At 64.3% G+C, this 25,934-nt stretch carries 25 protein-coding genes, 1 tRNA gene and 1 pseudogene; 13 read left to right on the top strand and 14 right to left on the bottom strand.

What is annotated here, in order from left to right; all coding sequences use genetic code 11:
* Positions 1 to 40: 40 nt before the first annotated feature.
* Positions 41 to 1,579: a hypothetical protein gene (locus tag WEG36_05845; GenBank protein ID MEX1257122.1), complete on the bottom strand. Its 1,539-nt coding sequence runs from the start codon at positions 1,577 to 1,579 to the stop codon at positions 41 to 43.
* A 399-nt stretch (positions 1,580 to 1,978) separates the two neighbouring features.
* Between WEG36_05845 and WEG36_05840 the strand changes: the two genes are divergently transcribed.
* The gene (locus tag WEG36_05840; GenBank protein ID MEX1257121.1) at positions 1,979 to 3,235 is read left to right on the top strand and encodes an MgtC/SapB family protein; all 1,257 of its coding nucleotides are present in this window, start codon (positions 1,979 to 1,981) and stop codon (positions 3,233 to 3,235) included.
* Between the two features lie 43 nt (positions 3,236 to 3,278).
* Here WEG36_05840 and WEG36_05835 read toward each other — a convergent pair whose 3' ends face one another.
* From WEG36_05835 to WEG36_05810, 6 genes are all read right to left on the bottom strand, one after another.
* Positions 3,279 to 3,608 carry a TfoX/Sxy family protein gene (locus WEG36_05835; GenBank protein ID MEX1257120.1) on the bottom strand — a complete coding sequence of 110 codons (330 nt, stop codon included), beginning with the start codon at positions 3,606 to 3,608 and terminating at the stop codon, positions 3,279 to 3,281.
* Between the two features lie 73 nt (positions 3,609 to 3,681).
* Positions 3,682 to 4,365, bottom strand: coding sequence for an SOS response-associated peptidase (locus WEG36_05830; protein MEX1257119.1), 684 nt, complete (start codon positions 4,363 to 4,365; stop codon positions 3,682 to 3,684).
* A gap of 33 nt (positions 4,366 to 4,398) precedes the next feature.
* Positions 4,399 to 5,466 carry a hypothetical protein gene (locus WEG36_05825; protein ID MEX1257118.1) on the bottom strand — a complete coding sequence of 356 codons (1,068 nt, stop codon included), beginning with the start codon at positions 5,464 to 5,466 and terminating at the stop codon, positions 4,399 to 4,401.
* Positions 5,467 to 5,656: 190 nt separating this feature from the next.
* Positions 5,657 to 5,875: a hypothetical protein gene (locus tag WEG36_05820; GenBank protein MEX1257117.1), complete on the bottom strand. Its 219-nt coding sequence runs from the start codon at positions 5,873 to 5,875 to the stop codon at positions 5,657 to 5,659.
* 164 nt (positions 5,876 to 6,039) lie between these two features.
* The gene (locus WEG36_05815) at positions 6,040 to 6,372 is read right to left on the bottom strand and encodes a DUF5615 family PIN-like protein (GenBank protein MEX1257116.1); all 333 of its coding nucleotides are present in this window, start codon (positions 6,370 to 6,372) and stop codon (positions 6,040 to 6,042) included.
* A 33-nt stretch (positions 6,373 to 6,405) separates the two neighbouring features.
* The gene (locus tag WEG36_05810; GenBank protein ID MEX1257115.1) at positions 6,406 to 6,633 is read right to left on the bottom strand and encodes a DUF433 domain-containing protein; all 228 of its coding nucleotides are present in this window, start codon (positions 6,631 to 6,633) and stop codon (positions 6,406 to 6,408) included.
* Between the two features lie 804 nt (positions 6,634 to 7,437).
* Here WEG36_05810 and WEG36_05805 point away from each other — a divergent pair.
* The 6 genes from WEG36_05805 to WEG36_05780 all read left to right on the top strand — a co-directional run bounded on the left by WEG36_05805 (position 7,438) and on the right by WEG36_05780 (position 12,964).
* Complete coding sequence (locus WEG36_05805; GenBank protein MEX1257114.1) at positions 7,438 to 8,682, top strand: DUF4238 domain-containing protein; 1,245 nt, start codon at positions 7,438 to 7,440, stop codon at positions 8,680 to 8,682.
* 213 nt (positions 8,683 to 8,895) lie between these two features.
* On the top strand, positions 8,896 to 9,696 hold the full coding sequence (locus WEG36_05800; protein MEX1257113.1) for a CDP-alcohol phosphatidyltransferase family protein: 801 nt from the start codon (positions 8,896 to 8,898) through the stop codon (positions 9,694 to 9,696).
* A 1,330-nt stretch (positions 9,697 to 11,026) separates the two neighbouring features.
* Positions 11,027 to 11,488 (top strand): hypothetical protein, encoded by a 462-nt coding sequence (locus tag WEG36_05795; protein MEX1257112.1) that lies wholly within the window; start codon positions 11,027 to 11,029, stop codon positions 11,486 to 11,488.
* Between the two features lie 205 nt (positions 11,489 to 11,693).
* Positions 11,694 to 12,041 carry a helix-turn-helix domain-containing protein gene (locus WEG36_05790; protein MEX1257111.1) on the top strand — a complete coding sequence of 116 codons (348 nt, stop codon included), beginning with the start codon at positions 11,694 to 11,696 and terminating at the stop codon, positions 12,039 to 12,041.
* Between the two features lie 7 nt (positions 12,042 to 12,048).
* Positions 12,049 to 12,552, top strand: a complete 504-nt coding sequence (locus WEG36_05785; protein ID MEX1257110.1) for an RES family NAD+ phosphorylase — start codon at positions 12,049 to 12,051, stop codon at positions 12,550 to 12,552.
* Between the two features lies 1 nt (position 12,553).
* Positions 12,554 to 12,964 (top strand): hypothetical protein, encoded by a 411-nt coding sequence (locus WEG36_05780; protein MEX1257109.1) that lies wholly within the window; start codon positions 12,554 to 12,556, stop codon positions 12,962 to 12,964.
* A gap of 61 nt (positions 12,965 to 13,025) precedes the next feature.
* On the opposite strand, the gene WEG36_05775 is transcribed toward WEG36_05780, so the two are convergent.
* Entirely contained in the window at positions 13,026 to 14,291 is a 1,266-nt protein-coding gene (locus WEG36_05775; GenBank protein MEX1257108.1) for a hypothetical protein, read from the bottom strand.
* 437 nt (positions 14,292 to 14,728) lie between these two features.
* A complete protein-coding gene (locus tag WEG36_05770) occupies positions 14,729 to 15,370 on the bottom strand; it encodes a hypothetical protein (protein MEX1257107.1) in 642 nt (213 codons plus the stop codon).
* A 333-nt stretch (positions 15,371 to 15,703) separates the two neighbouring features.
* On the opposite strand from WEG36_05770, the gene WEG36_05765 reads away from it, so the two are divergent.
* The 3 genes and pseudogenes from WEG36_05765 (at position 15,704) to WEG36_05755 (ending at position 17,231) form a co-directional block, all read left to right on the top strand.
* Positions 15,704 to 16,087, top strand: a complete 384-nt coding sequence (locus tag WEG36_05765) for a hypothetical protein (GenBank protein ID MEX1257106.1) — start codon at positions 15,704 to 15,706, stop codon at positions 16,085 to 16,087.
* 181 nt (positions 16,088 to 16,268) lie between these two features.
* The gene (locus tag WEG36_05760) at positions 16,269 to 16,751 is read left to right on the top strand and encodes a site-specific integrase (protein MEX1257105.1); all 483 of its coding nucleotides are present in this window, start codon (positions 16,269 to 16,271) and stop codon (positions 16,749 to 16,751) included.
* Positions 16,752 to 16,763: 12 nt separating this feature from the next.
* A pseudogene (locus WEG36_05755) lies at positions 16,764 to 17,231 on the top strand (tyrosine-type recombinase/integrase).
* Positions 17,232 to 17,304: 73 nt separating this feature from the next.
* Here the strand turns inward: WEG36_05755 and WEG36_05750 are convergent.
* Together WEG36_05750 and WEG36_05745 are read right to left on the bottom strand one after the other, a co-directional pair.
* Positions 17,305 to 17,388, bottom strand: a tRNA-Leu gene (locus tag WEG36_05750).
* Positions 17,389 to 17,506: 118 nt separating this feature from the next.
* The gene (locus WEG36_05745) at positions 17,507 to 18,922 is read right to left on the bottom strand and encodes an MATE family efflux transporter (protein ID MEX1257104.1); all 1,416 of its coding nucleotides are present in this window, start codon (positions 18,920 to 18,922) and stop codon (positions 17,507 to 17,509) included.
* A 212-nt stretch (positions 18,923 to 19,134) separates the two neighbouring features.
* On the opposite strand from WEG36_05745, the gene WEG36_05740 reads away from it, so the two are divergent.
* Complete coding sequence (locus WEG36_05740) at positions 19,135 to 21,987, top strand: aconitate hydratase (GenBank protein ID MEX1257103.1); 2,853 nt, start codon at positions 19,135 to 19,137, stop codon at positions 21,985 to 21,987.
* Here WEG36_05740 and WEG36_05735 read toward each other — a convergent pair.
* Genes WEG36_05735 through WEG36_05725 form a run of 3 tightly spaced genes read right to left on the bottom strand, consistent with a single transcriptional unit; the run spans position 21,959 to position 25,092 of the window.
* On the bottom strand, positions 21,959 to 22,675 hold the full coding sequence (locus WEG36_05735; protein ID MEX1257102.1) for a hypothetical protein: 717 nt from the start codon (positions 22,673 to 22,675) through the stop codon (positions 21,959 to 21,961). The two genes, WEG36_05740 and WEG36_05735, sit on opposite strands and share 29 nt — an antisense overlap.
* 18 nt (positions 22,676 to 22,693) lie before the next feature.
* Positions 22,694 to 23,704, bottom strand: coding sequence for a flotillin-like protein FloA (gene floA / locus WEG36_05730; protein MEX1257101.1), 1,011 nt, complete (start codon positions 23,702 to 23,704; stop codon positions 22,694 to 22,696).
* Entirely contained in the window at positions 23,701 to 25,092 is a 1,392-nt protein-coding gene (locus tag WEG36_05725; GenBank protein ID MEX1257100.1) for an NfeD family protein, read from the bottom strand. Before WEG36_05725 ends, floA begins: the two co-directional genes overlap by 4 nt.
* Before the next feature lie 211 nt (positions 25,093 to 25,303).
* On the opposite strand from WEG36_05725, the gene WEG36_05720 reads away from it, so the two are divergent.
* Both WEG36_05720 and WEG36_05715 read left to right on the top strand, forming a co-directional pair.
* The gene (locus WEG36_05720) at positions 25,304 to 25,600 is read left to right on the top strand and encodes a hypothetical protein (protein MEX1257099.1); all 297 of its coding nucleotides are present in this window, start codon (positions 25,304 to 25,306) and stop codon (positions 25,598 to 25,600) included.
* Complete coding sequence (locus WEG36_05715; GenBank protein ID MEX1257098.1) at positions 25,597 to 25,920, top strand: chorismate mutase; 324 nt, start codon at positions 25,597 to 25,599, stop codon at positions 25,918 to 25,920. The genes WEG36_05720 and WEG36_05715 overlap by 4 nt, the downstream gene beginning before the upstream one ends.
* Positions 25,921 to 25,934: the final 14 nt, after the last annotated feature.

Here is a 25,934-nt window from a genome sequence, read left to right as displayed (position 1 = left end):
AGCCGGATCGGGCTTCGATCGGCGTTTTCCCGCCCGCGACTCAGAGCGCACCGGTCACCCGTCCGCAGGCGAAAGTCCAGTCGTGCTCGCACGCCCGGGCGTAGAGCTCCGGCTCGGGGGTCTCGAGGAGGTTCGCCCCTCCTTCCCTCAGAATGACGCGGAGGTCGATCACTCGTGGGTCCCCTTTCCGGAGATCGCCGACGGTTGAAAGGAGGTTCAGGCAAGCCGCCTGAAAGCGTAGCTCGCAGGACCGGGAAAAATATTGGAGGGCGAGTTCCTGATCGGCCTCCGTGATCGTCCCTTCGAAGAGGTGGCGGCCCAGCTCGTTGCACGCCCAGCCCGAGTTGTCGGCGCAATAGGCGTATTGGAGTTGGAGGAGGCGTTCGCATCCCGTTCGCCGCCCGTCCGCACAGGCGGCTTCCCAGAACGGGAGGCTGTCCCCCGTGTGCCGGCCGTCCGTTCGCCCCGTCGCCGTCATCAGCGCGAAGAAGGCGATCCAGATCCCGATGTGAGCGACGTTCAGGCGCGCCGGGGTCCACCCGGGCCAGACTCGGCCGAGAAGCGGACGCACCGGGATGCGTTGGACGAGGCGGTCGATCCGCTGGACGCTCAGGTTCAGGAGCGGAACGATGAGCAGCTTGTCGTAGAAGGTGGGAGCTCCGAGCGCTCCGAGGAGCGAATAAAGCGCGAAGACTCCCGCCCCATAAAGCGCCCCGAAGACCAGCTTCCCCGGAGGAGTCCGGGGCGAAGTCGAAGGGTCCGTCACCAGGAGGTGGAGCCCGAGGAAAACCGCGGCGGGGATCTCGGTGTCCAGGAAGTACGGGACTCCGGCCCACCAAGAGTGCAGGGCGCTCAGCCCGAAGAGGACCGCCGCCGCCGCCGAGGCCACCAGGGTGATGGAGAAGAAATACATCACCACCAGCCCCACCAGGAAGAGAAAGAGGTAGATCCGCGGCGCGAGGCTCAGCGTGGACGCGATTTCCTGTCCCCAGGTCAGCTCTGTCGTCCCCGTCACGATCAGGATCAGCGAAAAGAGCCCGAGCGCGAAGGCCGAGGGATTGAAGATGTGCGTCTTTTTCCCTTCCCTCTCCCACTTCACGAATTCCTTCCCCAAGAAGCCCACCGCCAGCATGAGGAACTGGAGGAAAAACCAGTCGTCGCGGAACCAGAGGAAGAGGTTCACGCTGAAGATGATCGGGAAGGGACCGAATCCGAGGAGGTAGCTGCCCCGCCGCCACCACTGGAGGAGCATGTCGAAGGCGTAGGCGAAGGCGAGCTGGCCCACGAGAAGGAGGGCGAACCCATAAACCGGGCGCCAGTACCAGCCCCAGTATGCGAAGACGGAGATCTGGCAGAGGGCCTGGATGTAGTGCTGCCTGCGTGGCGTGGCGAGCAGGAGCTTCGGAAGGGTGCCCAGGCGCTTCGTGCGAAGGAAGTAGATCGCCTGCCAGGCCAGCAGGGCCACCGCGGCACCCCAGAACGACCGCGCCAGGATCTCGTTCTCCAGGACCCTCGGCGTAAAGGAGAGGAGGACGAGACCCGCGGTCAACGCGAGCGGAACCCAGAACGCCCCGCGCACCTCCGAGGGCCGGACGGGTCCGGACGGATCACCCTTCGCCGATCGGCTACGGCGATCCGGGGACTCGGCAGCGCCAGCGCTTCCCGGGGAGGCCATGGAATCAGGGAGGAGGGTGAGTCGAGGAACCGATCATCTCGGGAGCCCACAAATGCGGCCCTAGGTTGGCGAAGGGGTCCCGAACGGGCAAGCCCCGGTGCCGACGTATCACCGTCCCGCTTGACAGGACCGGCCCTCCCCACCGCACTTCCCGCTGGGAGCGGTGCCTACCGGACGACCCGTCTGCGGGGAGGACGGGCACGCGATCCTGTCTGGGACGCGAGGGTACTTTCCCTCCCCTGACGGAGAGCATCGAGGAGTGGCGGTCCCTCCATCCACCCATCACACACACCCGGAGGCCAGGTGGAGGCGATCCCCCTCGCGACGATGGTCCTTCGGCTCGGGGTCGCCCTGGGGCTCGGGCTTCTCGTCGGGCTCGAGCGTGAGCGACGCGGAAGCTCCCTGGCCGGGGTTCGCACCTTCGCCGTCGTCGCTCTTTTCGGGGGAGTCGCCGGGCTCCTTTCGCTCGAGCTCGGAGGATGGGTCCTCGCCGCCGGATTCCTGGCTGTCGCGGGGTTGACCGTGATGGGAAACGTGGGAAAGCTCAGGGCGGGCCTTCACGATCCCGGGATGACGACCGAAGTCGCACTCCTTCTCATGTTCGGCCTCGGCGCCTTCCTCCTCCTCGGTCCCCTCGAGGTCGGGATCGCACTGGGCGGCACCCTCGCGATCCTCCTCTACTCCAAGGCGCGTCTCCACGGAATCGTCGAGCGGCTGGGCGACAAGGATGTCACGGCGATCATGCGGTTCGCCCTGGTGACGCTCGTCATCTTCCCCGTTCTCCCGAACCAGACCTTCGGACCCTTCGCGGTGCTGAACCCGCGGGAGATCTGGCTAATGGTGGTCCTGATCGCAGCGATCAGCCTGGGGGGCTACGTCGCCTATAAGTTTCTCGGGGGGCGGACCGGAACCGCGATCGCGGGGATTCTGGGAGGTGTGATCTCCAGCACCGCCACCACGGTAAGCTACGCGCGAAAGAGCCGCGGGGGGGGAGCGGCCTCCGATCTCTCCGTCGTCGTCATCCTGATCGCGTCCACCATCGTGGTGGTGCGAGTCCTTGTCGAGATCTCCGTCGTAGCTCCCGGAAGCCTGAGGATTGCGGCGCCGCCCCTCCTCGTCCTTCTCCTGGCCTTCACGATCCTCTCGATTCTCGCCTGGCGCCGCGGCAACGCGAACCATCAGCCGATGCCGGAACCGTCGAATCCGACCGAGTTCGGATCCGCCATCGCCTTCGGAACGCTCTACGCCGCCATCATTCTCGCCATGGCCGCGTCGCGTGAATGGTTCGGGAGTGCGGGGATGTATGCGATCGGAGCGGTATCGGGGGTCGCGGACCTCGATGCGATCACTCTTTCGAGCGCGAATCTCGCGCGAGTCGAGACGATCCGGCCCGAGACTCTCTGGCGCGTCGTCATGGTGGCGGCGCTCGCCAACCTGGCCTTCAAGCTCGGGATCGTAGGCGTCCTCGGGTCCCGGCGACTCCTTCGCCAACTCCTCCCGTATTTCCTCGCCGGGGCGGGGGTCGCCGTGCTCGTCCTCCTGCTCTGGCCTGGGGGGTAACCTCTTTCATCTCGGCCTGCCAACAGACCGCGGTTGCATCCCCCTATTTTCGCGGGAGGGAGGACGCGAACTCGACCGATCGCGCGACCCAGCGGTCCAGAGCCGCGTCATCGTCGAGCCCTGCCGCTTCCACGAAGATCCACCCCCGCATCGGGCGTCCGGTAAAATCGAAGGGACGGGTGTGGGGATCGCGAAGGGCCGCCTCCCCTCCCTCGGGGCCGAGCCGCGCGATCATCTCGTCCCCGATGATCCCGCAGCACATGTTGCCGTGGAGCATGAACCCGAGCCCACCGAACATCTCCTTTTCGGTCAGGCCCGGACGCTTTCCGAGGCGCTGACGAATTCGGTCGGCGAGGTAAGGATCGAAGGCCACGAGACCTCCCGTTTGAGAAGAGCAACCTGGTGAATGTTGGTCCGTCGCCCATCGCCTGTCAGTAGGCACGGCTTCAGAGTCCGTGGGTCGGCTCCGCGCACTGCGGCCCCTCGTTTCCCGGCTTGTTCACGTAGGTGCTCACGGCGTAGGCGTGCAACTCCTCGGCCGGATAGGGATGGAAGAAACCGGTCAGGTCATCCGAGGCGATCGCCGGATCCACCCAGGCGTCCCACTCCTCCGCCACGCCCAGGACGACCGGCATGCGGTCGTGAATCGAGCCCAGGACGTCGTTCGGCTTCGTCGTGAGGATCGTCACGCTGAAGAGCGGGTCGTCACCCGGTCCCCACCGCTCCCACAACCCGGCGAGCGCGAAGGTTCGGCGATCCGCCATCTCGATGACGTGCGGAACCTTGGAGCCCTTGTCCGACTCGGGCTTTTTCCACTCGTAAAATCCGTCGGTGAGCACGGCGCAGCGGCGGGCATGTTTCCACGCCCCGCGGAACGAAGGTTTTTCCGCAACCGTCTCGGAGCGGGCATTCAGCAGCTTGTTCCCGATGGACGAATCCTTCGCCCAGGCCGGCACGAGCCCGAAGCGGAAGCCCTCGATGCGGCGTTTCTCCTCGCGATTCACGAGGACGGGGACGGACTGGGTCGGCGCGATGTTGTATCGCGGCCGATAGTCGTCCATGAACATCTCCGCCACATAGGTGGCGAGAAGCTCCTGCTCCTCGATGGTCAGCTTGTAGCGTGTGCACATGAGGGAGGGGCGGCTTAGCGGCTTGTGGGGCGCTCAGCGCCGCTGAACAAGGAGGACGCGAGGAAACGGCTCGCGCTCGATCTGAACGTATCGGTCCCCCGACGCCGCGATGAACTCCGGAAGGCTTCGGGTTCGGGCGACCTCGCCGCCGTCGGCAACGGTGAGAAGTCGGGATTCTACGGCCGCCACCGGCCCGCTCTCCGCCCCGGGGTGAGCAAAGCTGTATTGGAGCAGGATTTCTCCGGGCCGCCATGGGAGAACCGAGCGAAGAATGTGCGTCCCCCGTTCCTCGTCCTGGCGGTACCCTACACCGCGGCCGTCGGAGGATACGTTGGGAAGGAGGAAGTAGAGGTCGGCCAGCTCGATCGTCCACCGCGGGGTTCCATCGAGGTCGTACAGCTGCGCGCGCGGGTGCGAGATGCCCACCTCCAGGAGCGTACCACTCGCCTCGTCGCAGAAGAGCCGGCCCGAGCTCCACATCTCCATCACGATCTCGCGCGCGACGCCCACGACTCCTTCGGCCACCGCCAACTCAGGCGGCTCCCCGAAGGATCTCGCCCCTCTGCCGTCGTCGCCCAGCTCATGCATCATTCTCCCGTCCCAGATCAGGTTGAAGAAGATCCGGTCGCGGAGAACGCAGAATCCATCGCCAAAAATCTGGATCTGGCGAGTGTCGACGAGCGCGAGCTCGCCGTCGGTCGGGCGAAAGCGGGAGATCCGGCGATTCGAGGGATCCAGCACGAGGAGGTCCCCGTCGTGGGTCCAGAGCACCTCCCAGGGACGGCCGAGCTCACCGGGTCCCTGGCCCGAAGCGGTGACGGCCCCGAGCAAGGTGCCTTCCGCATCGAAGAGAGCGAGCATGGGAGTGCGGTCGTCCAATACGGCGAAGCGACCGTCGGGCGCGAGCGCCACGGACCGAATTCGTGAAAAGACCTCCGATGGATCACCTTCCAGCACACCGACCACCGCGAGGGTGTCGAACTCAACTCCTTCCAGCGGCGATCCGGAGGTGGCCACCGAATCGTCGGCGCGGCAGGCGCAGATCGTGAGGAGTGCGGCGCCCCACACGAGTCTCGCAGGACGGAGTGAAATCTGCTCCATGGGAGCCTCCCGACAACCAGCCGGAACGAGTTTGCGTGGTGTGTGAAATAGTGCCGGGTACGAGACTCGAGCTCCTGCTAAACCTACCTCCAAGCGTCGGGAAGCTTACTCTCACTTAGACTACCCGGCTTCCACAGGCCAGATCCCGCATCTGCGCGAGCTCGGCGTCCTGGCGGAAGCGTGAAGCGCCTTACGGGTCGGAGAGCTTGGAGAACCTGTGGATGCCCCAGAACGCAACGGCCGCGGCGGCTGTGAGAGCGATGGCACTGGCGCCGGCTCTCGCCGGCGACCCCGATGCGTCCGCCGCCGCAACGATCGCATAGATCCCGATCATCCAGCAGACCGCAACCACCATCCGCGCGAAGTCGGCGCCGCGGGTCCAGGTCGGTCGCTTCTTATTCGTTTCCATTCTCTGTCCAGCGGGGAGAGTCGCGATTGTGGAAAATTTCCGGAATCCCAAGTGTGGCGCTGATCGGCGCTTAGGTCCTCCGTCGGCCGCACCTCATTGCGCCTGGTCGCGGCGTTTCACGGCCGGTTGTGTCCAGCCCTTCCCTGCCCCTTCCCTTAACGGGCTTATCCAAGCGCCAAGAAGGCAACCTCTGCTTGCTCCGTCAGCGCCCTTATCTCCGCTATACGAGCGCGGAGGATTGCCGCCACCTCCGCCGTCGTGCAATTACCGAGCCTAATCAAGATGACCCTGGGAGGTGGGCCGTGCATGACGCTGAGCCGGTGGAAGTCCTCGTCCTTCGTTACCAGGACAAAGTCCTCCGCCCCTGCTCGGGCCCAGATCGCTCGATCTCCGGCCCCACCGAGGCCAAGGGAGAGGGCGTCCGAGGAGTCAGGGTAAAGATCGGCGAGATCCCGGACCAGACGTGCCGCGAGATTCTCATCGAACAGAAGTTTCACGGAGGGCTCGCCCAGACGTTCCGCCAAGCCACCTCAGGGGGCAGGGACGCTCGCCAGCCGGCGCTCGCGCTCGGCAGCGAACGCGAGGCAGGCACGAATGTCCTCAAGAGCGAGCTGGGGGAAATCCACGAGGATCTGGTCCTCGCTCATCCCGCCTGCGAGATAAGACAGGACATCGCTCACTGTGATGCGAGTCCCACGCACGGTGGGCTTCCCGAAGCGAACCTGCGGGTCCAGGACGATGCGGTTGCGATAGTCCATTAGGTGACGCTACCCTGAGGAAGAAACGGGGTCAAGCCACCCAGGCAATCCACGACGGTCACCGCTTGGACGTCTACTCGGAGGTGAGGGCGCCTCTGGACTTGCGCGTTCCCCCAACGGCGACATCTGGGATCGAGTCCGCATATCGGCGCTGAGGGATTCGAATCCCGACCTCCTGCTTGTAAGGCGCCCTCCCCTGCCCGGGTGATCTGGAGAAAGTCCGGATCTATTGGAGTTTCGTCAGATGGGGTCCGAAAGATCCGGGGACGATCCGGAGCGTGTCCGGGCACCAATATACCCAGGAACATACCCAGGCTGGGAGCACTGCGCGCGATGAGGATACGGTGGTGCGGGCTCGCGGTCCGCGAATGCAGAAAGGCATCCAACCACCCTCCTCGCGTGTCCCACGCCGCTTGCGGCGCCATACATTTTCGCTCTACTTGCGTGAGCGCTAGGGAGGGGTCCTCGTCCGGTTGAACTCCGCTTCGAATGTATTTCCATCATCTCGATGACGGAAGAGCGCACCATGACACTCGTCTTCTGCGCCGAGCAACGGAACTTAGCCCAGCTCGAAGACCTCAGTCCTCGACCCACGGTCGTGCATGATTGGGACGCTTTCAAGCAAATTGCGCGCGGCGGTGCGACCACGCTCGTTGTCGTGGTGGAGTCACTCAAACACTGGCCGCAACTGGAGTCGATGCGGCAGCTCCGAACGCGAATTCGGGAATCTCCATGTTAGGCGACATTGCTGTGGATCCAAGGGAAGGTGAGGCAAGGTAGAGAACTCCTCTAGTTGCTGACCAAATGACCGCCCGAAAGCATCACACGGTACCTCAGTCCCTCTTGCGCCATTTTGCGGCCTCTCACGACCGAGAGCAGGTCTGGGTCTATGACAAGGAAGAGGGCCGAGGCTTCATGTCCGCCATCAGGGATGCGGCAGCGGAGAGGGACTTCTACGTCGTACGGTCCGGAGAGAAGCGTCTGAATTGGGAACCTGCGTTTCAAGCGCTGGACGACCGCCTGGCTTCTGTCACTCGCGAACTCCTGGCGACTGACGCCGTAGCAAGCCTCGCGGAGGACGTCTTGGCGGACGTCCCCATGCTGGTCGCCATGCAGCTTCTGCGTACGCAATTGCGGAGATCGAGCATCCCCGCGTTCGCCGATCAGTTGAATGAGGCCACCAAGTCGCTTGGGTTCGGCGCCGTCGCCGTCTCAGATGACCAGGCGCGCAGAATACACCTTAGGCAGCTGCTCGGAGTCTCGGAGTTGGCCGAGTCGCTGGCTGCGAAAGACTTGGTACTCCTTCAGGCTTCGGTTCCGGGTGTCGCATTCTGGCTTTCTGACAATCCGGTGGTGATGTACAACACCTTTCCCTACGGGGAGGTTGGCGTCTCGGAACCTGGCATCGAGATCTACTTTCCAATCTCCCCTGCCCGCTGTCTCGCGCTGTATTGCCCGAGCATCGGTGAACAGGTAGCCGAATCGTTGGACACATCGCACCCTCGGCCACGGCTTGCCGACCCGTGGTATGAAGAACTGTTGCGGGGCATACGTCGGCAGACCGTCGTTGAAATCGGGCAAGACTTCGTGACGTATCTGAATGAGCTACAGATTCGTCAATCGGCGCGATTCCTGTATGCCGCAGGTTCTGAATTCGACTTCGCCGAATCGGTCCTAGCGGCGCAACCCGACCTGCGGCGAATTCGAACGCTGACGAAGATGGGTGAGATGGGGGCTGGACCGCCTCCGTACGAAGGAATGCCCCCTGGCACGTTTCTATTGTTGGTGCGCGGGTATCGCCATCACGTTGTGGCAGTGCACAACCAAACGACTCGCCACAACGCGGGAATCATGAAGGTAGAGGTGTTGGACCATGGCAAGCTAAGTTCCATCGGAACCGAAGCACCCTTCGACTCCGCTACCCTAATCGTCGACGGGCAGACAACTAGCTTCATGCGCGATGTGGTGGTGGAGCCCGAGGCGAGGCGGGGATCATATCTCGTTCGCCATGCGGACCACGGGCTGAGGCAGTTGTTCGAAGGGTTGTAACGGTCCCTCCAACGACTGGGCCACAGCAACGTCGCCTAACAACGCGTGTGCCGGCTCCGGGGCTTTGCCCCTCCGCTGCAACCCTCCGGCTCGTCACGCCCCGTGCGGGGCACGAGTCGCGCCGAGCGCTCCGGGTTCGGCAACGCTGGAACGTTATACGCAAGCGTAACCCTTCCGGAAAAGGCCATGGAGTGACAAGCATCGGAAGGCCAAATGGGAGAGGCCAGCCTGGCCGGTCGTGGCACGACTCGCGTGATGGAGGCAGATGGAATTCCCACTGCGTATCTTATGCGAAGCGTGCCGGGACAGCCGGTGTTACAAGGACCCGTCGAACCCTTGTTAGCGCATTCACGCCGTGAACCAAGCCGGGTGATGTCGGTACTGAGCGTCCTGCGAGCGGATGAGGCTATGCTTTCCAAGCTTCGGCGTATGCCCAATCAGCTCACTTTGATCCGGCTTCTGTCAGTCCCCGCCATGTGGATTTGCGCAATTCTTGGATCGGAAAGAGGCATCGGCCTAGGTCTTATCGTGGCCGGGTTAACCGATCTCATCGACGGACCTTTAGCGCGAAGGCTGAATCAGACATCGCAATTCGGCGCCAGGTTCGACTCGCTTGCGGATCAATTTGTCCAGCTATCAGCGATCGCGTGGGTGTATATTCTTATGCCTGAGATCTTCTCCGAGAATCGGCTGCTCTCGCTTGCCGCGATAGGCGTGTACCTTACTTCCCTGTCCGTTGGGGTCCTGAAGTTCAGACGCATTGCTAACCTGCACTTGTATCTCTCCAAGGTCGCCGGTCTAGTGTTATATGTGTTCGTTATCCACGCATTCCTTGTGGAGCGATATAGTCCAACCCTATTCCTCCTCGCAATCAGCGCGTTCATTATTTCATCGGCGGAGACTCTTCTATTACAGACCCTCGTGGCGCGCGTTGACGAAAACATCGGTTCAGTTCTGTTTCTCCGTCTCTCGCAAGATCATCCATTGCGAAGACTCGCTCGACTGCTTCCATGAAAGTTGATGGAATGGGCCTACCAAGAGTGTGAACCTGACGCAAAACGGCAGGGCGGTTGCCCGTCTGCGTTCGGGCCGCGCAGGTTACACCCGATGCGTTTAGAACGCCCAGAGACTTTTGGGGCGTCGGGTCTGGTGGGAGTCCGACCATGACGTATGTCTTGATGCCGAGTCGATTGTTGATAGAATCGGTATCTCTCGCTAGGGCACAGGGTTACGCCAGCGTATAACAACGCGTGTGCCGGCTCCGGGCCTGGCGGCCCTCCGCTGCAACCCTTCGCCTCGTCACGCGCCGTGCCGAAGCACGGCCCGCGCCAAGACTCCGGATTCGGCAACGCTGGAACGGTGGGCGTTGTGGCCTACAATTCGGAATCGCCGCAGGCTGTATACCTGCGTTGGCGAAATGCCGGGTACGCTTCGGCGCGACGTTCCATTCGTGTCCGCGTGGAACCGTCGGATTCGCCACTCGCCTGGGAGCCACCGTAAGATGCGAAGACTGACTTCCGTACTTAGGCCTTCGCCCGACGTTCCCTTGCGACTTGTCGGAATTCTTTGGGAGCAACGCTCGGTGAGGTCCCGGCAGCGCACTGTGAGAAGGCCTCTGTGCATGGGGATTGGTCTTGCCGCGATCGTCGGGTGTGCTGCATGCGGGAGCCCCGCAGCGGCGCCCGATGACGCCGCCTCAGATGAGGACATCGCCGACGTGCGTCTGATTCGAAACGAGATGGTGATCGAGGCGCTCGCCACTCTCCGATTGAGCTCCGATCCTGTCTATCGAGTGGGAGACCGCCCCGGTGAGCCAGTCTTCTCGATGATTCAGGCCGGAGCCCTTCTAAGCGATGGCAGGGCGGCAATAGGCGACGTGATGACAAGCCGGGTTACCATGATTGGGGCAGACGGCGCTTCGTCCTGGTCCTGGGGAGGGACAGGTCAGGGACCCCGTGAGTTCAGCCGTATCTTCTCGGTGACCGTGATCGGTGCTGACACGGTGGTAGTGCAGGATTCGGGGCTTCAGCGGCTGTCGCTGTTCATAAACGGAGACCTGGTGCGCACAATGCGGCTATTAGGAAGGTCTGCGATACGAGCTTTGAGCGGCGATGGACGAGGAGGCTTGTTTCTCGGTGGTCGAGTTGAAGTGCAGCCATCGTGTGGCCCCGAACCATGGGCGAGGGTACCTCTTGTACATGTTGACCTGTAAACCGGAGTCGTCGATACGGTTTCGGCTGCAGAGCAGTTCGAGCAACTAGTGCCATGTGACGCGAGGGGTCGATTGCCTCCGGCCTTCCCATTCCAAGGGATGGGATTTTCGGACGCATGGAGCGGTGGATTCGTGAGGGCTCGCTCGGACCGCCCCGAAATTGTTTGGGTGGATGGAGCGGGAAGAGTCACGCAGATCGCGCGTTGGACCGCCCAGCCGGTGCTCGTTACGGACAGCATGCTGGACGACTATGTATCACTCCATGGTGAGTTGAACGCCGAGTACATTGCACGGCGCCCGCCAGAGCTCGAGGCAGAACTAGTGCGTCTCATGCGAGAGAGAGCGAACGACACTCTACCGTACTTCAATGAACTCATCGCGCTTCCTGACGGCGCGGTCTGGGTGGGAGAGTTCATCATCGAAGTGGATCCGACAAGCTACTTGGTCTTCGACTCGGGAGGTCACCTCACCCATCGAGTCGAGCTGCCGCGCCCGATGCGGATCTTGGACATCCGCCCGCCGTGGCTCCTCGCGGTGCAGGAGGATCCACTTGATGTGCCGTTGGTAGTTCTCTACACGGTGGAGAGCCCTTAACGGGTCGCCGAAAAAACAGTCGTCGACGGACTGACGGATCTCTTGAGCGGATCGGGATGAGCGAACCACTCTACTTACTTGGGGACGGCAAGGTCTTCACGCGCGGAAGAGCCTCGGAACTTTCTGTCGGAACGCTCACTTGCATTTGCAAGTACGATACCTGATCCTTGTTGAGCACCCGATCCTTCGCCAACGGGAGAGTCTGATGGCCGTCCTACGCGGTGAGGTCAAGGCGATCGAACAGGCCCACGCCGTGCTGGGCCTCACGTACCGTGAGATCGCGGCCGCTCTGAGGGCCGATGAAAGTACCGTTCACCGCTGGAGGAGTGGAGACAGCGATCCTTCCCCCGTCTTTCTGAGCCGGCTCGAGGCGCTGGAAGAGCTCCTCCGTGAGACGGAACAGACTTTCCGATCCGAGGCGGCTGCCCGCGGCTGGCTCGACCGCGACGTGGAGGCCTTGGAAGCGAAGCGCCCACGGGAGCTTCTCCTCGAAGGGCGAATCGAGCGCGTGACGGCAGTGCTCCTCTCTCTGAACGTCGGCACTTCGATATGATGGGAGCATGAGCTCCTCCGGCGGGGAGTTCTTCCAGGTCATAGCGTATCGCCACTCGGCGCCCCATCAGGCCGAGGTCTCGGACGCAGTTCTCGAAGCAAGCCGCCGGGTGGGTGGCCGGATGAACCCGCAGGGAGAGTTCGGCGCCCTCTATCTGGCTCTGGAAATCGAGACCGCCGTGCGGGAGCTTCTCCGCAAGGCCGAGCTGGCAGGAATTCCGGTGGAGGATCTCGTCCCCCGGGTCGTCATGACGGTCGAGATCCGGCTCTCCCGGCTGCTCGACCTCACGGACGCCGAGGTGAGGACCGAGTGGGGGCTAAGCGAAGACGACCTTGCAAGTCCGGACCATGAAGCGTGTCATCAGGTCGCCCGCGCGGCCCGTAGGTCAGGGTACGAGGCGATCCTGTTCCCGTCGGCTACCGGGACGGGCACCAACCTGACGGTGTTCCTCGACCGACTCCATCCGGGGTCCAGGGTCCACGCCGTCGGCCATCAGATCCTCGAGCTCTAGCTTGAACGCTCAGCCCACCTCGCTCCGTGGGGCTTCCACGTTGATCTTTGAGGATCCCCGTGAGGCCCGACAGTTTTCCCGGAGAGCGGTCGGTCAATCCGTGGCTGAGCTCGAGAGGCTCGCGGACGGCGATGACGGCGGACAGTTTCACATACCCCGGCCTCACGAAACTCAGGCGGACATGAGCAGGACCGTTGGCTTCGCGACGCAGTTCTCGCTCTTTACCCCGATCACGGAACTTACCCGCGCCCTCGACTCCGTGCGGAACGCCTTACCGAACTGGGCGTTGAAGCTGGAGGAGGACGGCGTGCTCGGTGAAGGGCTCTCCTTCTCGAAGGAGGAGAGGGCGCTGGCCGCGCAGGGCGACTACGACATCAGCCACTTCCTAAAGAATCTGGGCCGGGGGCCGTGATGAACTGAGGACGGGGAGCGCGTGAGCTCCGTGACCTCGCGCGCTTCCCGTCCCTACGGTCTCAGGATTCGGAAATGCGGTCGTGCAACCGGCGAAGGAAGTCCTCGACATCGCGGAGTACCGCTTCCTGAAGGTGCAGGTACTCGTCAGGCGTAGCCGGGATACGGTTTAGCCCGAGTCGAGAAAGCGTCGTCCCAATGGTTCGCCACGAAGCGCGCTGTTTCCCGGGTTCGCCCCTATTCGGGTCGTGCCGCAACCACTTGCTCCGCAGGTGCTTCACAGTCCAGATCGAGCCACACTCGTCCTGTGTGACGTAACGCGGCGTGAGCCGCGAAGCCTCGCCAGTACCCTCATACAGCATGAAGTAAAGGCAGTCCACGACGAGCCCCAACTCCGTCCGGTTCCGGGCGGCCACCCAGGGCAACTGGTTCTGCGCCTGCGCGTACCTCGTAGTGAGTCGGAACACCTCGTCGTCACCACGAACCTGAGCGGCCTCGTTGATCGTCATCGCGAGATCGGCGATGTCGAGGGAACGGCGGATGAGCCGCGCCGTCGGAACCGCGTTGAGCAGGTCATCGACGGATGAGGAGATCACGAGCCCGGACGCCGTGATGATCTCCCCGTGCTGTCTCTCGAAGATGTTGACGATCAGCTTCGTGTCGGTCGTGTCCTCTCCCTCTGCGATCCCTCCCGCCACCTCGATGGCCGACTCCATCCCCACTGACACGTGCCGTTCCGTCAGCGAGAGGGATGCAGAGATCACCGCCTCGCGGACGCCATCACCGTCAAACTCCTCCCAAACACCCCGCGCGAACGCGCCGTAAGCGTAGCCGGGCTCCAACAGAAGGCTGCTCAGGTTGGGATAGAGGTTGGGAATGTCGAGCACGCTGAGACGCGCGGCCACGGCGGTGAACGATTCATGCCACGTCTGCACCGAGGCGCTTAGCCGTGCAATCTCTGATGCCTCAAACGAGAAGCCCCGATACAGATGCGACCACATCTCCACTTCACGCCGTATGCGATCCACGATGTCTGCGTGAAAGGCGCTCAGGTGTTGACCCAGGAGAGACGCCGCCTTCAACTCCTCAACCATCCGCTGGGTCTGGCTCGCAATGCGGGCACCGTCGATGATCTCCCGCAACTGCGTCCGCTCGCGGAGCATCTGGGCCAGCTCCCTCTGCTGGCGCACGGCCTCCTGCAACCACTCCTGCTCACGCAGGGTCGCGAGCCCTTGCATCTGCTCGCGCAGCTCGGGTCCGATGATACGTGCGATGTCGGCCAGCTTGCTGGCCTCACGCTGCGCGCTCAGGAGTTGATCTACGTTCACGCGAGGGCACTCAAGGAAGTGTGGACGCCACCATGAAACCTAGCAGGTCGCTGAAAAAGGGGGGTGCGGCCGCGCGCAAGGGTCTTGCGAGGCTCAGACGAGGAAGGACGACGAATGCGATGCCAAAGCATCGGGGAGGAGTCATGACGAAGTATGAGCCCGCAATCCCCTTGCGCCCCCTGGGTTACGGCGGCACGGGGCCACCTCCTTACGTTGGCGTTCCTCGACGTAGCGCTTGGCTATGTCGTCGTCGCGCCGCCTTGGATCTGGCCCCGTGGCGCTCGTAACGCGGCTCGCCCCCCTTTTTCAGCGACCTGCTAGACCGAAGATATGCCGAAGTGGCCCGAAGTTCAACGCAGTTCGTCGGTCAGCGTACTCGCCGTCTCGATCAGCACCTTTACGACGTCCGTGTGTACCTCCGTCGCTACGTCCCGTCCCTAACGTGCGGGGTGCTCCCGTCCGTCGAAGCTGAACGCGGCTACTCGAACACCGTAGGGCGAGCCTGAGCCGTCGAACTTCATCGAAACGGTGTACGGAACTTCGACCAGCGTCCGGTGTTTCGACGCGTTGGAGACGTCCTTCACGTAGACGACACTCTCTCCTTCACGAAGGGCCTTGAGCGCATCCGCCACCGGCTCGTGTGCCCGAGCGGATCGGAGAGCCTCCTCAACCTTGACGGGATAGACGGACCGGAGCGTCAGCCGTCCGCCCGAGAGGCGTTCCACATCCAGCGCCTCGAACACGACGGTCGCGCACAGGTCCACGGCGACGTGAAGCGAGCGCACGAGTGCCAGCAGGTGCGCACCGCCAGCGAGGCGTCCCTCCGAGAACGACTCGCCGCCGGGCAGCCGCTCCAGCGCCCGAGCCATCGTGACCATCGCGCCCCGCCCAGGATCACGGTGCCCGCTCGTGTCAACGGAGTCGGCGAGCGCTAGAAACTGACGCGCGTGAAGCTCCGCGTAGCGACCCTCACGCACCATGGCGCGGGCCACCTGCCGCGCGGCGTGAGCCCGGTCAGTCCCGTGCGCGGTCTCAACGAGGGAAGCGAGGTCGTCCGCGTTCCAAGCCTCAGGTGCCACAGGGCTCGACGCGATCGACGGCTGATCCTCCGTTGCCGTACCTTGAGTCGCTCACCCGGCTTACGCCTCTCGATCCCGTTTTCTGGCCAGCTTCTCCACAAACGCCTCCGGTCGCCGCGAGACGACGAACCGCCGCGCCTGGCTGACGAGACGGGGGTTCTCGTCCTTGAGCCAGCGCCTGGGGGCGATAACCCGCTTCTCCGAACCATCAGGGCAAGCGACGATGCAGGTTTCGGGGATGAGCGCGAGGTCGTCTCGGCGTGCGGAGAGATCCAGCCGTCTGCTCAAGTGTTCGGGGGCAGCCTGGAATAGTTGGTTACGGGCAAGGGAGAGATGGACCCTGCGCTCACGGTCGAAGAGGCGGCGGCCCGCCAGGAAGGGGTTCTAACCGACGCTCTGTTTGCCGGTGTCGATAACGGGTTCGGAGACGGAGGCGATCGACTCCTACAGGGAGTCCGGCGCGCGGCCGTGATTCATGCGTGGAGTCGCTTCCGCTTCGGAGGGCATGGCAGCCTCTCGCTTGAATTACCTGACGTGGAGTTGGGCCGAGCCATCGGCGGGGCGTTGCGGGCTTCGTTCAAGAGCTTTGGGCTGGATCCGGCACACCTCCCGGAGGACGCGCTCACGGACTACACGTTCATGGCCTGCGCCGCATTGAATCACCTGACGGAGGTTACCAACGTCGAGACCGAGGAGGAGGAAGTTGGCGAGGCGTAAGTCCCACCCTGGGAGTATCGACCGTCATGGCGCGAGCTGGAGAATCCGTCTTTGCGTCGGAGGCCGCCGCCACGTCTTCGTGCTCGACGGAGACACCTCCCTGGAGGACGTGGAGCAGCATGCCCGAGAGAAGCACACGGAGCTCCGCCGATAGAAGGGGCGAGGCCTCCCCGGGCCGATCGTGTTCTCCGAGCTTCTCGTCCGCTTCGAGGAAGTGAAGCTCCCCGGACTCGCGCCGAACACGCGGAAGACATACACGCACAGCTTGGCGGCCTTCCGGGCGTACTTCGTGAACGAAGGCATGGATCCGAAGGCTCACGAAGTCCGCCCCGGTCACATCCAGGGCTTTCTCCACTGGAGGCGGATGAGAAACTCGGACGGAGGGAAGCGGATGGCACCCCTCAGGGCACCCACGCTCGCGAAGGACCGCGCCGTGCTTCACGCCGTCTTCCGGTTCGGGGAGACGCTCGAAGTCGTCCAGGGGAGCCCCGTCGGAACGGTGAAGCCTCCGAAGGGCGACTCCCGCGAGCTTCTGATCCTCAAGGCCGAGCAGTACGAGGCGCTCATCGGTGCGTGCGAGGGCCGGCCAATGCTTCGCGCTTTCGTGCTCGTCCTCGGGGAAAGCGGCATTCGCTGCGAGTCCGAGGCGCTGTGGTTGCGATAGGAGGATCTCGACTTCGAGCGCGGCTTCCTCACCGTCGAAAGCGTCCGGAAGGGCCTCAGAACGAAGAGCGGGAAGAGCCGCAAGGTTTCCATGACATCACGGCTCCGGGAGGCCCTAAGGGATCACGCGGCGGCCTTCCGGTTGGCCACCTACAAGGGGAAGCGCTCGGAGTGGGTCTTCCACCACCCCACATCTCTGCGCACGGCGAAGGCCGGCGAGCGGATCCAAACTCTCCGGGCCGCGTTCGCGGGAGCAACGAAGCGGGCGAAGCTACCGGCGGATCTGAATCAGCACGACCTTAGGCACCGGCGGGTTACGACGTGGCTGGCGGAGGGGAAGTCTCCAGTTCTCGTGCAGAAGGCGATGGGCCACGCGGATCTCCAGACCACGATGCGCTATACGCACCTCGTCTCGGAGGATCTGCTGGCGCTCGTGGAGCCGGTAGACGAGCGCAAGCACCGGGCGGTCGCCGATGGGTGAGCGCCCGGCCCCGTGTGTCCAATCTGTGTCCAAATCGAGTCTCGGCGTTGTGGAAAGCCGCCGGAATCCCAAGTGCCGGGAACGAGACTCGAACTCGTAAGGGGTTTCCCCCAGAGGTTTTTGAGACCTCCGCGTCTACCGATTCCGCCATCCCGGCCAAACTCTATTATACCCCCGAAACGCCTCCCCGTGCGGCCCACGCACCTCTCGTTGCCGCGAACCGCCGCGCGTCACCGTGATGTGCAGCGTCGCACAGGAGTCAGGGCCGCCCGTTCTCACCCCGGCACCGGATCTATGCTCACGCGGATCCCGCGCCACCTCCCTTGCCGGAAGCGAACCACGCTCAGCGCGGCACGCGTCAGATGCCCGATGACGATGGCGAGCCAGATGTGCTCCGCGCGGAGGCCCCAGACGGCGTCGATGGTCAGGCACATTCCGATTGGAATGATCAGCTGCGAGACGATCGAGATGTAGAGAGGGCTCTTGGTGTCGCCGGTGCCCTGAAGGCCTCCGGAATAGGTCAGCGCCACGGTGACGAAGAGTCCCGACACGGCCAGGTATCCGAGGAGCTGCACTCCGATGTCGGCGACCGCCGGGTCCGTCATCCCGAAGATCGAGAGGAGGAGCCGGGGAATGGTGAGGAAAAGCGCTCCAATGAAAACCGCCATTCCGAGGCCGATTCTCGACGCCACCTGGACCGCGTGGATCGTTCGATCGGGCCGGTTCGCGCCCAGGTTCTGGCCTGCCACTGCCGCGGCCGCACCCATCAGCCCCACCGATGTCCATGTGACAAGTGAGAAGAGTTCAGTGTAGACTACTGCATACGCCGCTTGAGCTTCTGCGCTTTGCTCCAGCGACCCGATGAAACGGAGGAGGACGACGCCTCCCACGTTCATGGCGATCCCCTGCACCCCCGTCGGGAGCCCGAAGCGGAAGAGCTCGCGGATGATCTTCCAGTCCGGCCGCCAGCTCATCCCCCGCTGGAATGCGACGACAGCCCTTCCCGAAAGAAGGAGCGACAGGACGATCACGGCGATGATCCCCGAGGCGAGGACCGTTCCCATTGCGGCCCCCGCGGTGCCGAAGGCCGGGATAGGCCCGAGGCCCCGGATGAAGATCACGTTGAAGGTGACGTTGAGGGCGGTCAGGAGAATTCCCAATCGGAGCGGCGTCCGTGCGTCCCCTGCCGACCGGAACGCCCCCGCGGTCATGAAAAACATCATCATCCCGAGGGAAAACACGAACATGATCCGCAGGTAGGGAAGCGCCTCGGCGGTGACTTCGGGCGTCGCGTTCACGAGCCCCAGCAGGGACGGGGCAAAGAAATATCCGAGGGGAGCCAGGATGCCAAGGGAGAGAAGCGCGGCGGTGAGGAAAGCTTGGTAGACCGTCCGGTTCACCTTGTCCGCGTCGTTTTGCCCCGTGAAACGGGCGACGAGGATCCCCATCCCCGTGAAAACCGATACGATGAAAACAATCACGACCAGGAAGATCTGCCACGCGACCCCGATCGCCGCGTTCCCCACGTAGCCGACGTAGTGCCCGACCATCGCGTGGTCAATGATTCCCTGGAGCCCGCCGATCACGTTCTGAAGCATCGTGGGCCACGCCAGGCGCCAGACCGCGCCGGGGATGGGCCCCTCGATGATGCGGCGGTCGAACCCTTTGTGGGGGAGCGGTTTTGCGGCCAAGGTCGAGGGATCGGCTGGGGGGCGGAGGCGAGGACCCAGGAAGATGTCGGAGTGGGCACCCTTTCGCCATCCTCGGGGCGGTCACGGCGCCTCCGGGAACCCGATCCCCTTCCCTGTCCTCCCCCCCGATTTTTTCGTAACCTTAGGGGCTCGCCGCCGTCGCGCGCTCGCCCCAGATCTCCGGTCCTGCATAGAGTATAGAAGGAGCCAACTTGGCAACTCGCCTCAAAGATCCATTCGGCGCCCTCACCCCTCTCGATCTGCGGGAAGGCCCGACCTCATTCTACCGACTTTCCCGCCTCGAAGAGGAAGGAATCGCTGCGCTCGATCGTCTTCCTTTCTCGATGCGGATTCTCCTCGAAAACGCGCTCCGGCATGCGGGAAAAGGTTACGTCTCAGAGGACGACGTCCGTGCGGTTGCGGCCTGGAGCCCGACGAACTCCGGCATCAGCATTCCCTTCATGCCCACCCGGGTCGTCCTCCAGGACTTCACCGGCGTTCCCGCGGTGGTGGACTTGGCGGCGATGCGGGCGCGCCTCGCTCGCCTCGGGGGACGCCCCGATCGGATCAATCCCCAGGTCCCCGCGGACCTTGTAATCGACCACTCGGTGCAAGTGGATTATTTCGGGACCCCTGACGCTTACCGGCAGAACGTCGCAAAGGAGTTCGAACGCAACGACGAGCGATACGCGCTCCTTCGGTGGGCCCAGAAGGCGTTCCGGAACTTCAGCGTGGTCCCTCCGGGGACGGGGATTGTCCACCAGGTCAACCTCGAGTACCTCGCCTCCGTCGTGCACCGGCGGGAAGAATCCGGGACGCACCTGGCCTTCCCCGACACGCTGGTGGGGACCGATTCGCACACGACGATGATCAACGGACTCGGTGTCGTGGGGTGGGGAGTCGGCGGGATCGAGGCCGAAGCCGTCCTCCTGGGCCAGCCCTACTATATGCTGACCCCCGCGGTCGTCGGCGTGAAGATCACGGGCGCCCTCCCCGAGGGGGCGACCGCCACCGACCTCGTGCTTCGGGTCACCGAAATGCTCCGGAAACACGGCGTCGTGGACTGCTTCGTCGAGTTCTACGGCGCCGGCCTCTCGTCGTTGACCCTTCCAGATCGCGCCACCATCGCGAACATGTCCCCCGAGTACGGAGCGACGATCGGCTTTTTTCCAGTGGATGAGGAGGCCCTCAGATACCTGCAGGGAACGGGGCGAAGCACGGAGCTCGTCGAACGCGTCGAACGTGTCTGCAAAGAGCTCGGCCTCTTCCGCACGGACGACACGCCGGACCCCGATTACACCTCGGCGCTCGAGCTCGACCTCTCCTCCATCGAGCCCTCTCTCGCGGGCCCGCGCCGGCCGCAGGATCGGATCGCGCTTTCGGCGCTCAAGAGCGGTTTTTTTCGCGACCTCGAAGGGCTCCTCCCCCAGGGGTTCACCCTTCCGAAGGCAAACGACGAGCTCTCCAACTGGAGCGGAGAGGGCGGGCGAAGCTCGAAGGTCACGGAAAATGGCGGGGACGAGCCGGTCGGGGCGGTCTCGACAGGGGGGTCCCGGCACTCGGCGGCCACGGTCACCCGCGACGCCCACCCCCGCGTCGCACAGATCGAGCTCGAGGGCGAGACCATCCGGATCGGCGACGGGACGATCGTGATCGCGGCGATCACCTCCTGCACGAATACCTCGAACCCGTCTGTGATGGTCGGGGCCGGCCTCCTCGCGAAAAAGGCGGTCGAACGGGGGCTCGAGGCGAAAGCCTGGGTGAAGACTTCGATGGCCCCGGGCTCGAAGGTCGTGACGGACTACCTCGAGGCCGCGGACCTGCTGCGCCACCTCGAGGCGCTCCACTTCAACGTGGTCGGATACGGGTGCACGACCTGCATCGGAAATTCCGGCCCGCTCCCGGAGCCGATCGCAGAAGCCGTGAAGGCGAAGGGGCTCGTGGTCGCCGCCGTCCTTTCGGGGAACCGCAACTTCGAGGCGCGGATCCACCCCCTGGTTCGGGCGAATTACCTTGCATCTCCGATGCTCGTCGTCGCCTTCGCCCTCGCGGGACGCATTGACGTGGACCTCTTGAACGATCCTCTGGGGGTCGGCTCCAGCGGGGAGCCGGTGTTTCTCCGGGACATCTGGCCGTCCCAGACGGAGATCCGGGACACGATCCGGGAGGCGCTCAAGCCCGAGATGTACCGCGCGCGTTACGCCGAGGTCTTCGAAGGCGACGACCTATGGAAGGCGCTTCCGCTCCCGAAGGGAGACGTCTCACTTTACGAGTGGGACGCCGACTCCACCTACGTTCAGAATCCCCCCTTCTTCGAGGGGCTGGAGCTCGAAGCTCCCAGGCTCGACGACATCGTGGGAGCGCGCGTGCTTGCCCTCCTCGGAGACAGCGTCACGACGGACCACATCTCGCCGGCGGGATCCATTCCAAAGGACGAGCCGGCGGGCCGCTTCCTCCAGGAGAAGGGAGTGAAGCCCTGGGACTTCAACACCTTCGGGGCGCGCCGCGGCAATCACGAAGTCATGATGAGGGGGACTTTCGGAAACGTCCGGATTCGAAACCTCCTCCTCGAAGGAAAAGAAGGAGGCTACACGAAACACTTCCCCGATGGGGAAGTCATGCCGATCTACGACGCTTCGATGAAATACCAGAGGGAAGGGGTTCCCCTCGTGATCCTGGCCGGCGCCGAATATGGGGCGGGCTCGTCGCGCGACTGGGCGGCCAAGGGCACCGGACTCCTCGGTGTGCGCGCGGTCATCGCGACCGGATATGAACGGATCCACCGGTCGAATCTCGTCGGCATGGGGGTCCTCCCCCTCGAGTTCCCCGCCGGGAAGTCCGCCCGAGATCTCGGGCTCGACGGGTCCGAGACCTTCGAAATTCGTGGCATCGCGGCGGGGCTCGCGCCGCATTCAACGGTCGAGGTCGTGGCCCGACGCGACGACGGCACGGAGCTGCGTTTCGACGCCGCGGTCCGTCTCGACTCGGATGTGGACGTCGAGTACTACCGGAACGGCGGGATCCTCCACACCGTCCTCAGGAAGATGGGCCGAGGAGAGATGTAGGGGAGGAAGGATCTCGGAACGCGACGGGAGGACCCAGGATTTCCGCGAGGACGATCGCGGAGCGCAGGTCCCCGGGATGCGCCGAAACGAGAAGCTTCGTGTAGGGCGAGACGCGCCGCGGCCCCCCCACCGCCGAGGGAATGAAGGTCGTTCCCGAGGCGATGAGCCGCCCCCCCTCTTCGGGAAGCCCTCGCGCGAGAGACTCCGAAAAGCGAGGGCGGGGGCGGGTGGGCGACGGCAGCCCGAAGCGGGACGGGAGCTTCCGCGGCTCGTCTTCGAAGGGCACCGGTTCGGACCACTTCTCCTCCAGCGTCTCCTTTTCCAACGACTCCGTTTCGAGCGAGGCCTCCACGGGACTCTCGACGGGCGGCGTTCTCCCGCGGGACGGCGCCGGTGTCCCGGTGAGAATCTCCCAGAGCTGGTCCGGAATCATCGTTTCCGCGGTTTCGCGGGAAGATTCCGCTCGCTCGCTGCGTGGCCCCGCGGTCCCTCGCGGGGCCTCTGCCTGCCGGCCCGGAACACCCGTCCGGCGCCCTTCGGCTGTCGCCATCGGCTGGTCGGCTTCCGCCCGCTCGTCGCGGTCCATCTCTTCGATGCGCCGCTTCTTTTTCTTGCTCCTCCCTACCGCATCCAGGACGGATGCGAGGAGGAAAAAGAGGACGAAGAGGAGCTCGACAGGAAAATCCATGGGCGCGTCCGGTTACCCTTAGGGGTTCGAAGAACCCGGCTTCCCTGTGGCGCCGTCGTCCTTCGCCCCGGCGATCGAGGAGCGCATCGAGGTGTCCGACTCGATGTTCCGGTACCGCATGTAGTCCATGATTCCCATGTTGCCCTCCCTGAGGGCGGCGGCGATGGCCTTCGGAACTTCGGCCTCGGCCTCGACGACCCGCGCCCGCATCTCCTGCACCTTGGCGACCATCTCCTGCTCGAGCGCCACGGCCATCGCACGCCGCTCCTCGGCACGCGCCTGTGCGACCCGCTTGTCCGCCTCGGCCTGGTCCGTCTGGAGCTCGGCTCCGATGTTTTTCCCGACGTCCACGTCCGCGATGTCGATCGAGAGGATCTCGAAGGCGGTCCCCGAGTCGAGGCCCCGTGAGAGTACCGTCTTCGAGATCGAGTCCGGATTCTCGAGCACCGCCTTGTGGGAGTCGGAGGACCCGATCGAAGAAACGATCCCCTCCCCCACTCGGGCGAGGATCGTCTCCTCTCCCGCACCTCCGACCAGGCGATTGATGTTCGCGCGGACGGTGACCCGCGCCATCGCAATGAGCTGAATCCCATCGCGGGCCATCGCGGAGACTCGTGGGGTTGTGATGACCTTGGGGTTCACGGAGACCTGCACCGCCTCGAAGACATCCCGCCCGGCGAGATCGATCGCCGCCGCCTGCTGGAGGGTGAGGTCGATGTTCGCCTTATCTGCCGAGATCAGAGCGCGCACCACGCGATCCACCCGCCCCCCCGCGAGATAGTGCGCTTCGAGATCTCCGACCGTCATGTCCAGGCCGGCCTTCGTCGCCCAGATCAGGGGGCGCACCACCTCCGGCGGATTCACCTTTCGGAGGCGCATCCCGATGAGGTACCCGATCCCGACGCGCGCACCCGCGGAGATGGCCTCCACCCAGAGCCGGAGGGGAATGGCCCAGAGGACTACGATGATCACGACCACGATCGCCACAAGGGCGAGTGTGTTCAGGCCCAACAGGAGGTCTTCATTCATTCCGGACGTTCTCCTTGATTGATCGCCTTGGCCGCGCGAGGAACGCGGACGACGTGCCGATACCCCTCGGAGGCCACGATCTTGATCGGGCTTCCCTGTTCGATCCACTCCGACTCGCTCACCACGTCGATCCGCTCTTCGCCGAACTGACCGGTCCCGGCGGGACGCAGGTCGGTGATGGCCACTCCATCGGCTCCCAGGAGGTCAGCTCTGCGCGCTTGCGAGATGAATCCGGTCTCACGGCTCGTTCTTTGCCCGAGGAAGATCCCGAGGTTCGTCAGCCGCCGATTTTCCGGAAGTCGCTTCAGAAGGATCCAGGAGCTGACGAGCACGAGGACGAGGGACCAGAGGAGGACTCCACCGGCCCGCGCGAAATCCGCCGTCGTGGGAAGCCCGCCGAGAAGGGACATGAAGACGCCCGTCAGCACGGCGAGGGCGCCGAGGACCGCGAAAACACCGATCCCCGGGATGATGAAGGCTTCCACCAGAAGGAGCACGACACCGGCCGCGAACACGAGGATCCCTTCGAAGCCGGCCAGGCCCACGATCAGGTGCGAGCCGAAGAAGAGGGCGAGCGACAACCCTCCCGCCGCGCCCGCGAGGCCGATCCCCGGCGTCCGAATCTCGATGAGGAGTCCGAGGAAGCCGAGCGAGAGGAGGAAGGGCGAAATGTAGGAGCTCGAGAGGAAACGCACCGTACGCTCTGCCCAGTTCACCGCCTGATTCACCACGGGATTCTGAGCCGTCCCGAGGAGCGCCATGAGGGCGCCCCAATCCTCCACCTCCGTCGCATATCCGATTCGGGCCGCCTCTTCGGTGGTAAGTGTGAGCAGGCTCCCCGCCGGGCTGATCCCCGGGACCGCAACCGATTCGTCCACCATGGATTCGGCCACCGCCGGGTCGAGGCCGCGAGCCTCCGCGAGGGCCCGCATCGTGCTCCGCATCGCGGAGACGATCTTTTCGGGCGCGCGCGTGCCGGTCGCGTCCACCGGGGTCACCGCACCCATCGTCGCCCCGGGCCGCATGTAGATCCCGTGCGTAGCAAGCGAGATGAGGGCGCCGGCTGAAAAGGCGCGGCGGTTCACGAAGGCGTACACCGGGACCTGCGAGTCGTTGATCGCGTCGGCAATCCGCTCCGCCGCGTCCACCCGCCCCCCGGGAGTGTCAATGTCGAGGACGACGGCGGAGGCTCCGGCCGCAGCCGCTTCCTGGAGGCTTCGCTCGATGAAGGGAGCGAGCCCGAGTTCGATCTCTCCGACGATCGGGACCCGATAGACCGGACCGGACGGGTTCTGGGTGAGCTGGGCCCCGACACCCACGGCGGCGAGGCAGACCAGAGTTGGGAGCCAGGGCACCGACCCCGCGCTGAATCGGATGGTGGGACGCATCGCGCCGATCGCCTCGTCTTGAAGCTTTGACTCGCACTCGCATGGGGGGCCGGACGACTTCCGGACTCAAATCTACCCCAGAGTACGATTCTGTGCCGGGATTCCTTCGAAGACGTCTCTGCCGCGGGCCCGCACGATGTCGCGACGGGGCGCCTCCTACGGCCGGATCCGCTCCCTTGACCCGCCGCGCGAGCGGCCGGTAGCTTGGCCGATGACTCGCAAACCCGAGAATCCGAGGGAAGGACTGACGCGTCTTTTTGGCGACGCGGCGCGGCCGGACGAGCCCGGCGCCTCCCCCTTCGGAGAAGACTCCCCGGGAAAAGATCCGATTTCGAGAATCCGCACGGCCGTCGTGAGGCTCCGGCGGGTCCGGTCCCAGGTCAGCGCGGAAGGTCTCACTCCCGCGGCCACACGCACCGTTCTGGACGAGATCGTTCAGGCCCTCGAGGCGGTGGCCGAAGGGCTGGGCGCCCCGAACACGCCACCGCCTTCGGACGAGGACGAATGACCGCCGCAACGGACCCCGCCCCCACCCCGTCCGACTGGACTCCCGAATCCGCGAAGGAAGAATTGGATCGCCTCCGGGAACAGATCTCGGAGGTGGACGAACGCCTTATTCGAACGATCGGCGAGCGGCGGGACCTGGTCCTCCAGGTCGGTCGGATCAAAGAGATCCTCGGCATTCCGGTCCTGGATCCGGGACGCGAGGCCCAGGTCGTCCGGGGAGCCGTTGAACGGGCACGCGAGTTCGGGCTCGACGAGGAGATGACGCGCGATGTGTTTTGGCGCATCATCGCGGCCGCTCGGTCGGCCCAGAGCGGCCGCTAAGGCGGCGGCCGCTA

It is taken from the genome of Gemmatimonadota bacterium (assembly GCA_040882465.1).
Lineage (GTDB): Bacteria > Gemmatimonadota > Gemmatimonadetes > Longimicrobiales > Gaopeijiaceae > JBBEBG01.
Note: the sequence above shows the minus strand (reverse complement) of the source record. Positions and strands in the feature narration are given on the sequence as shown.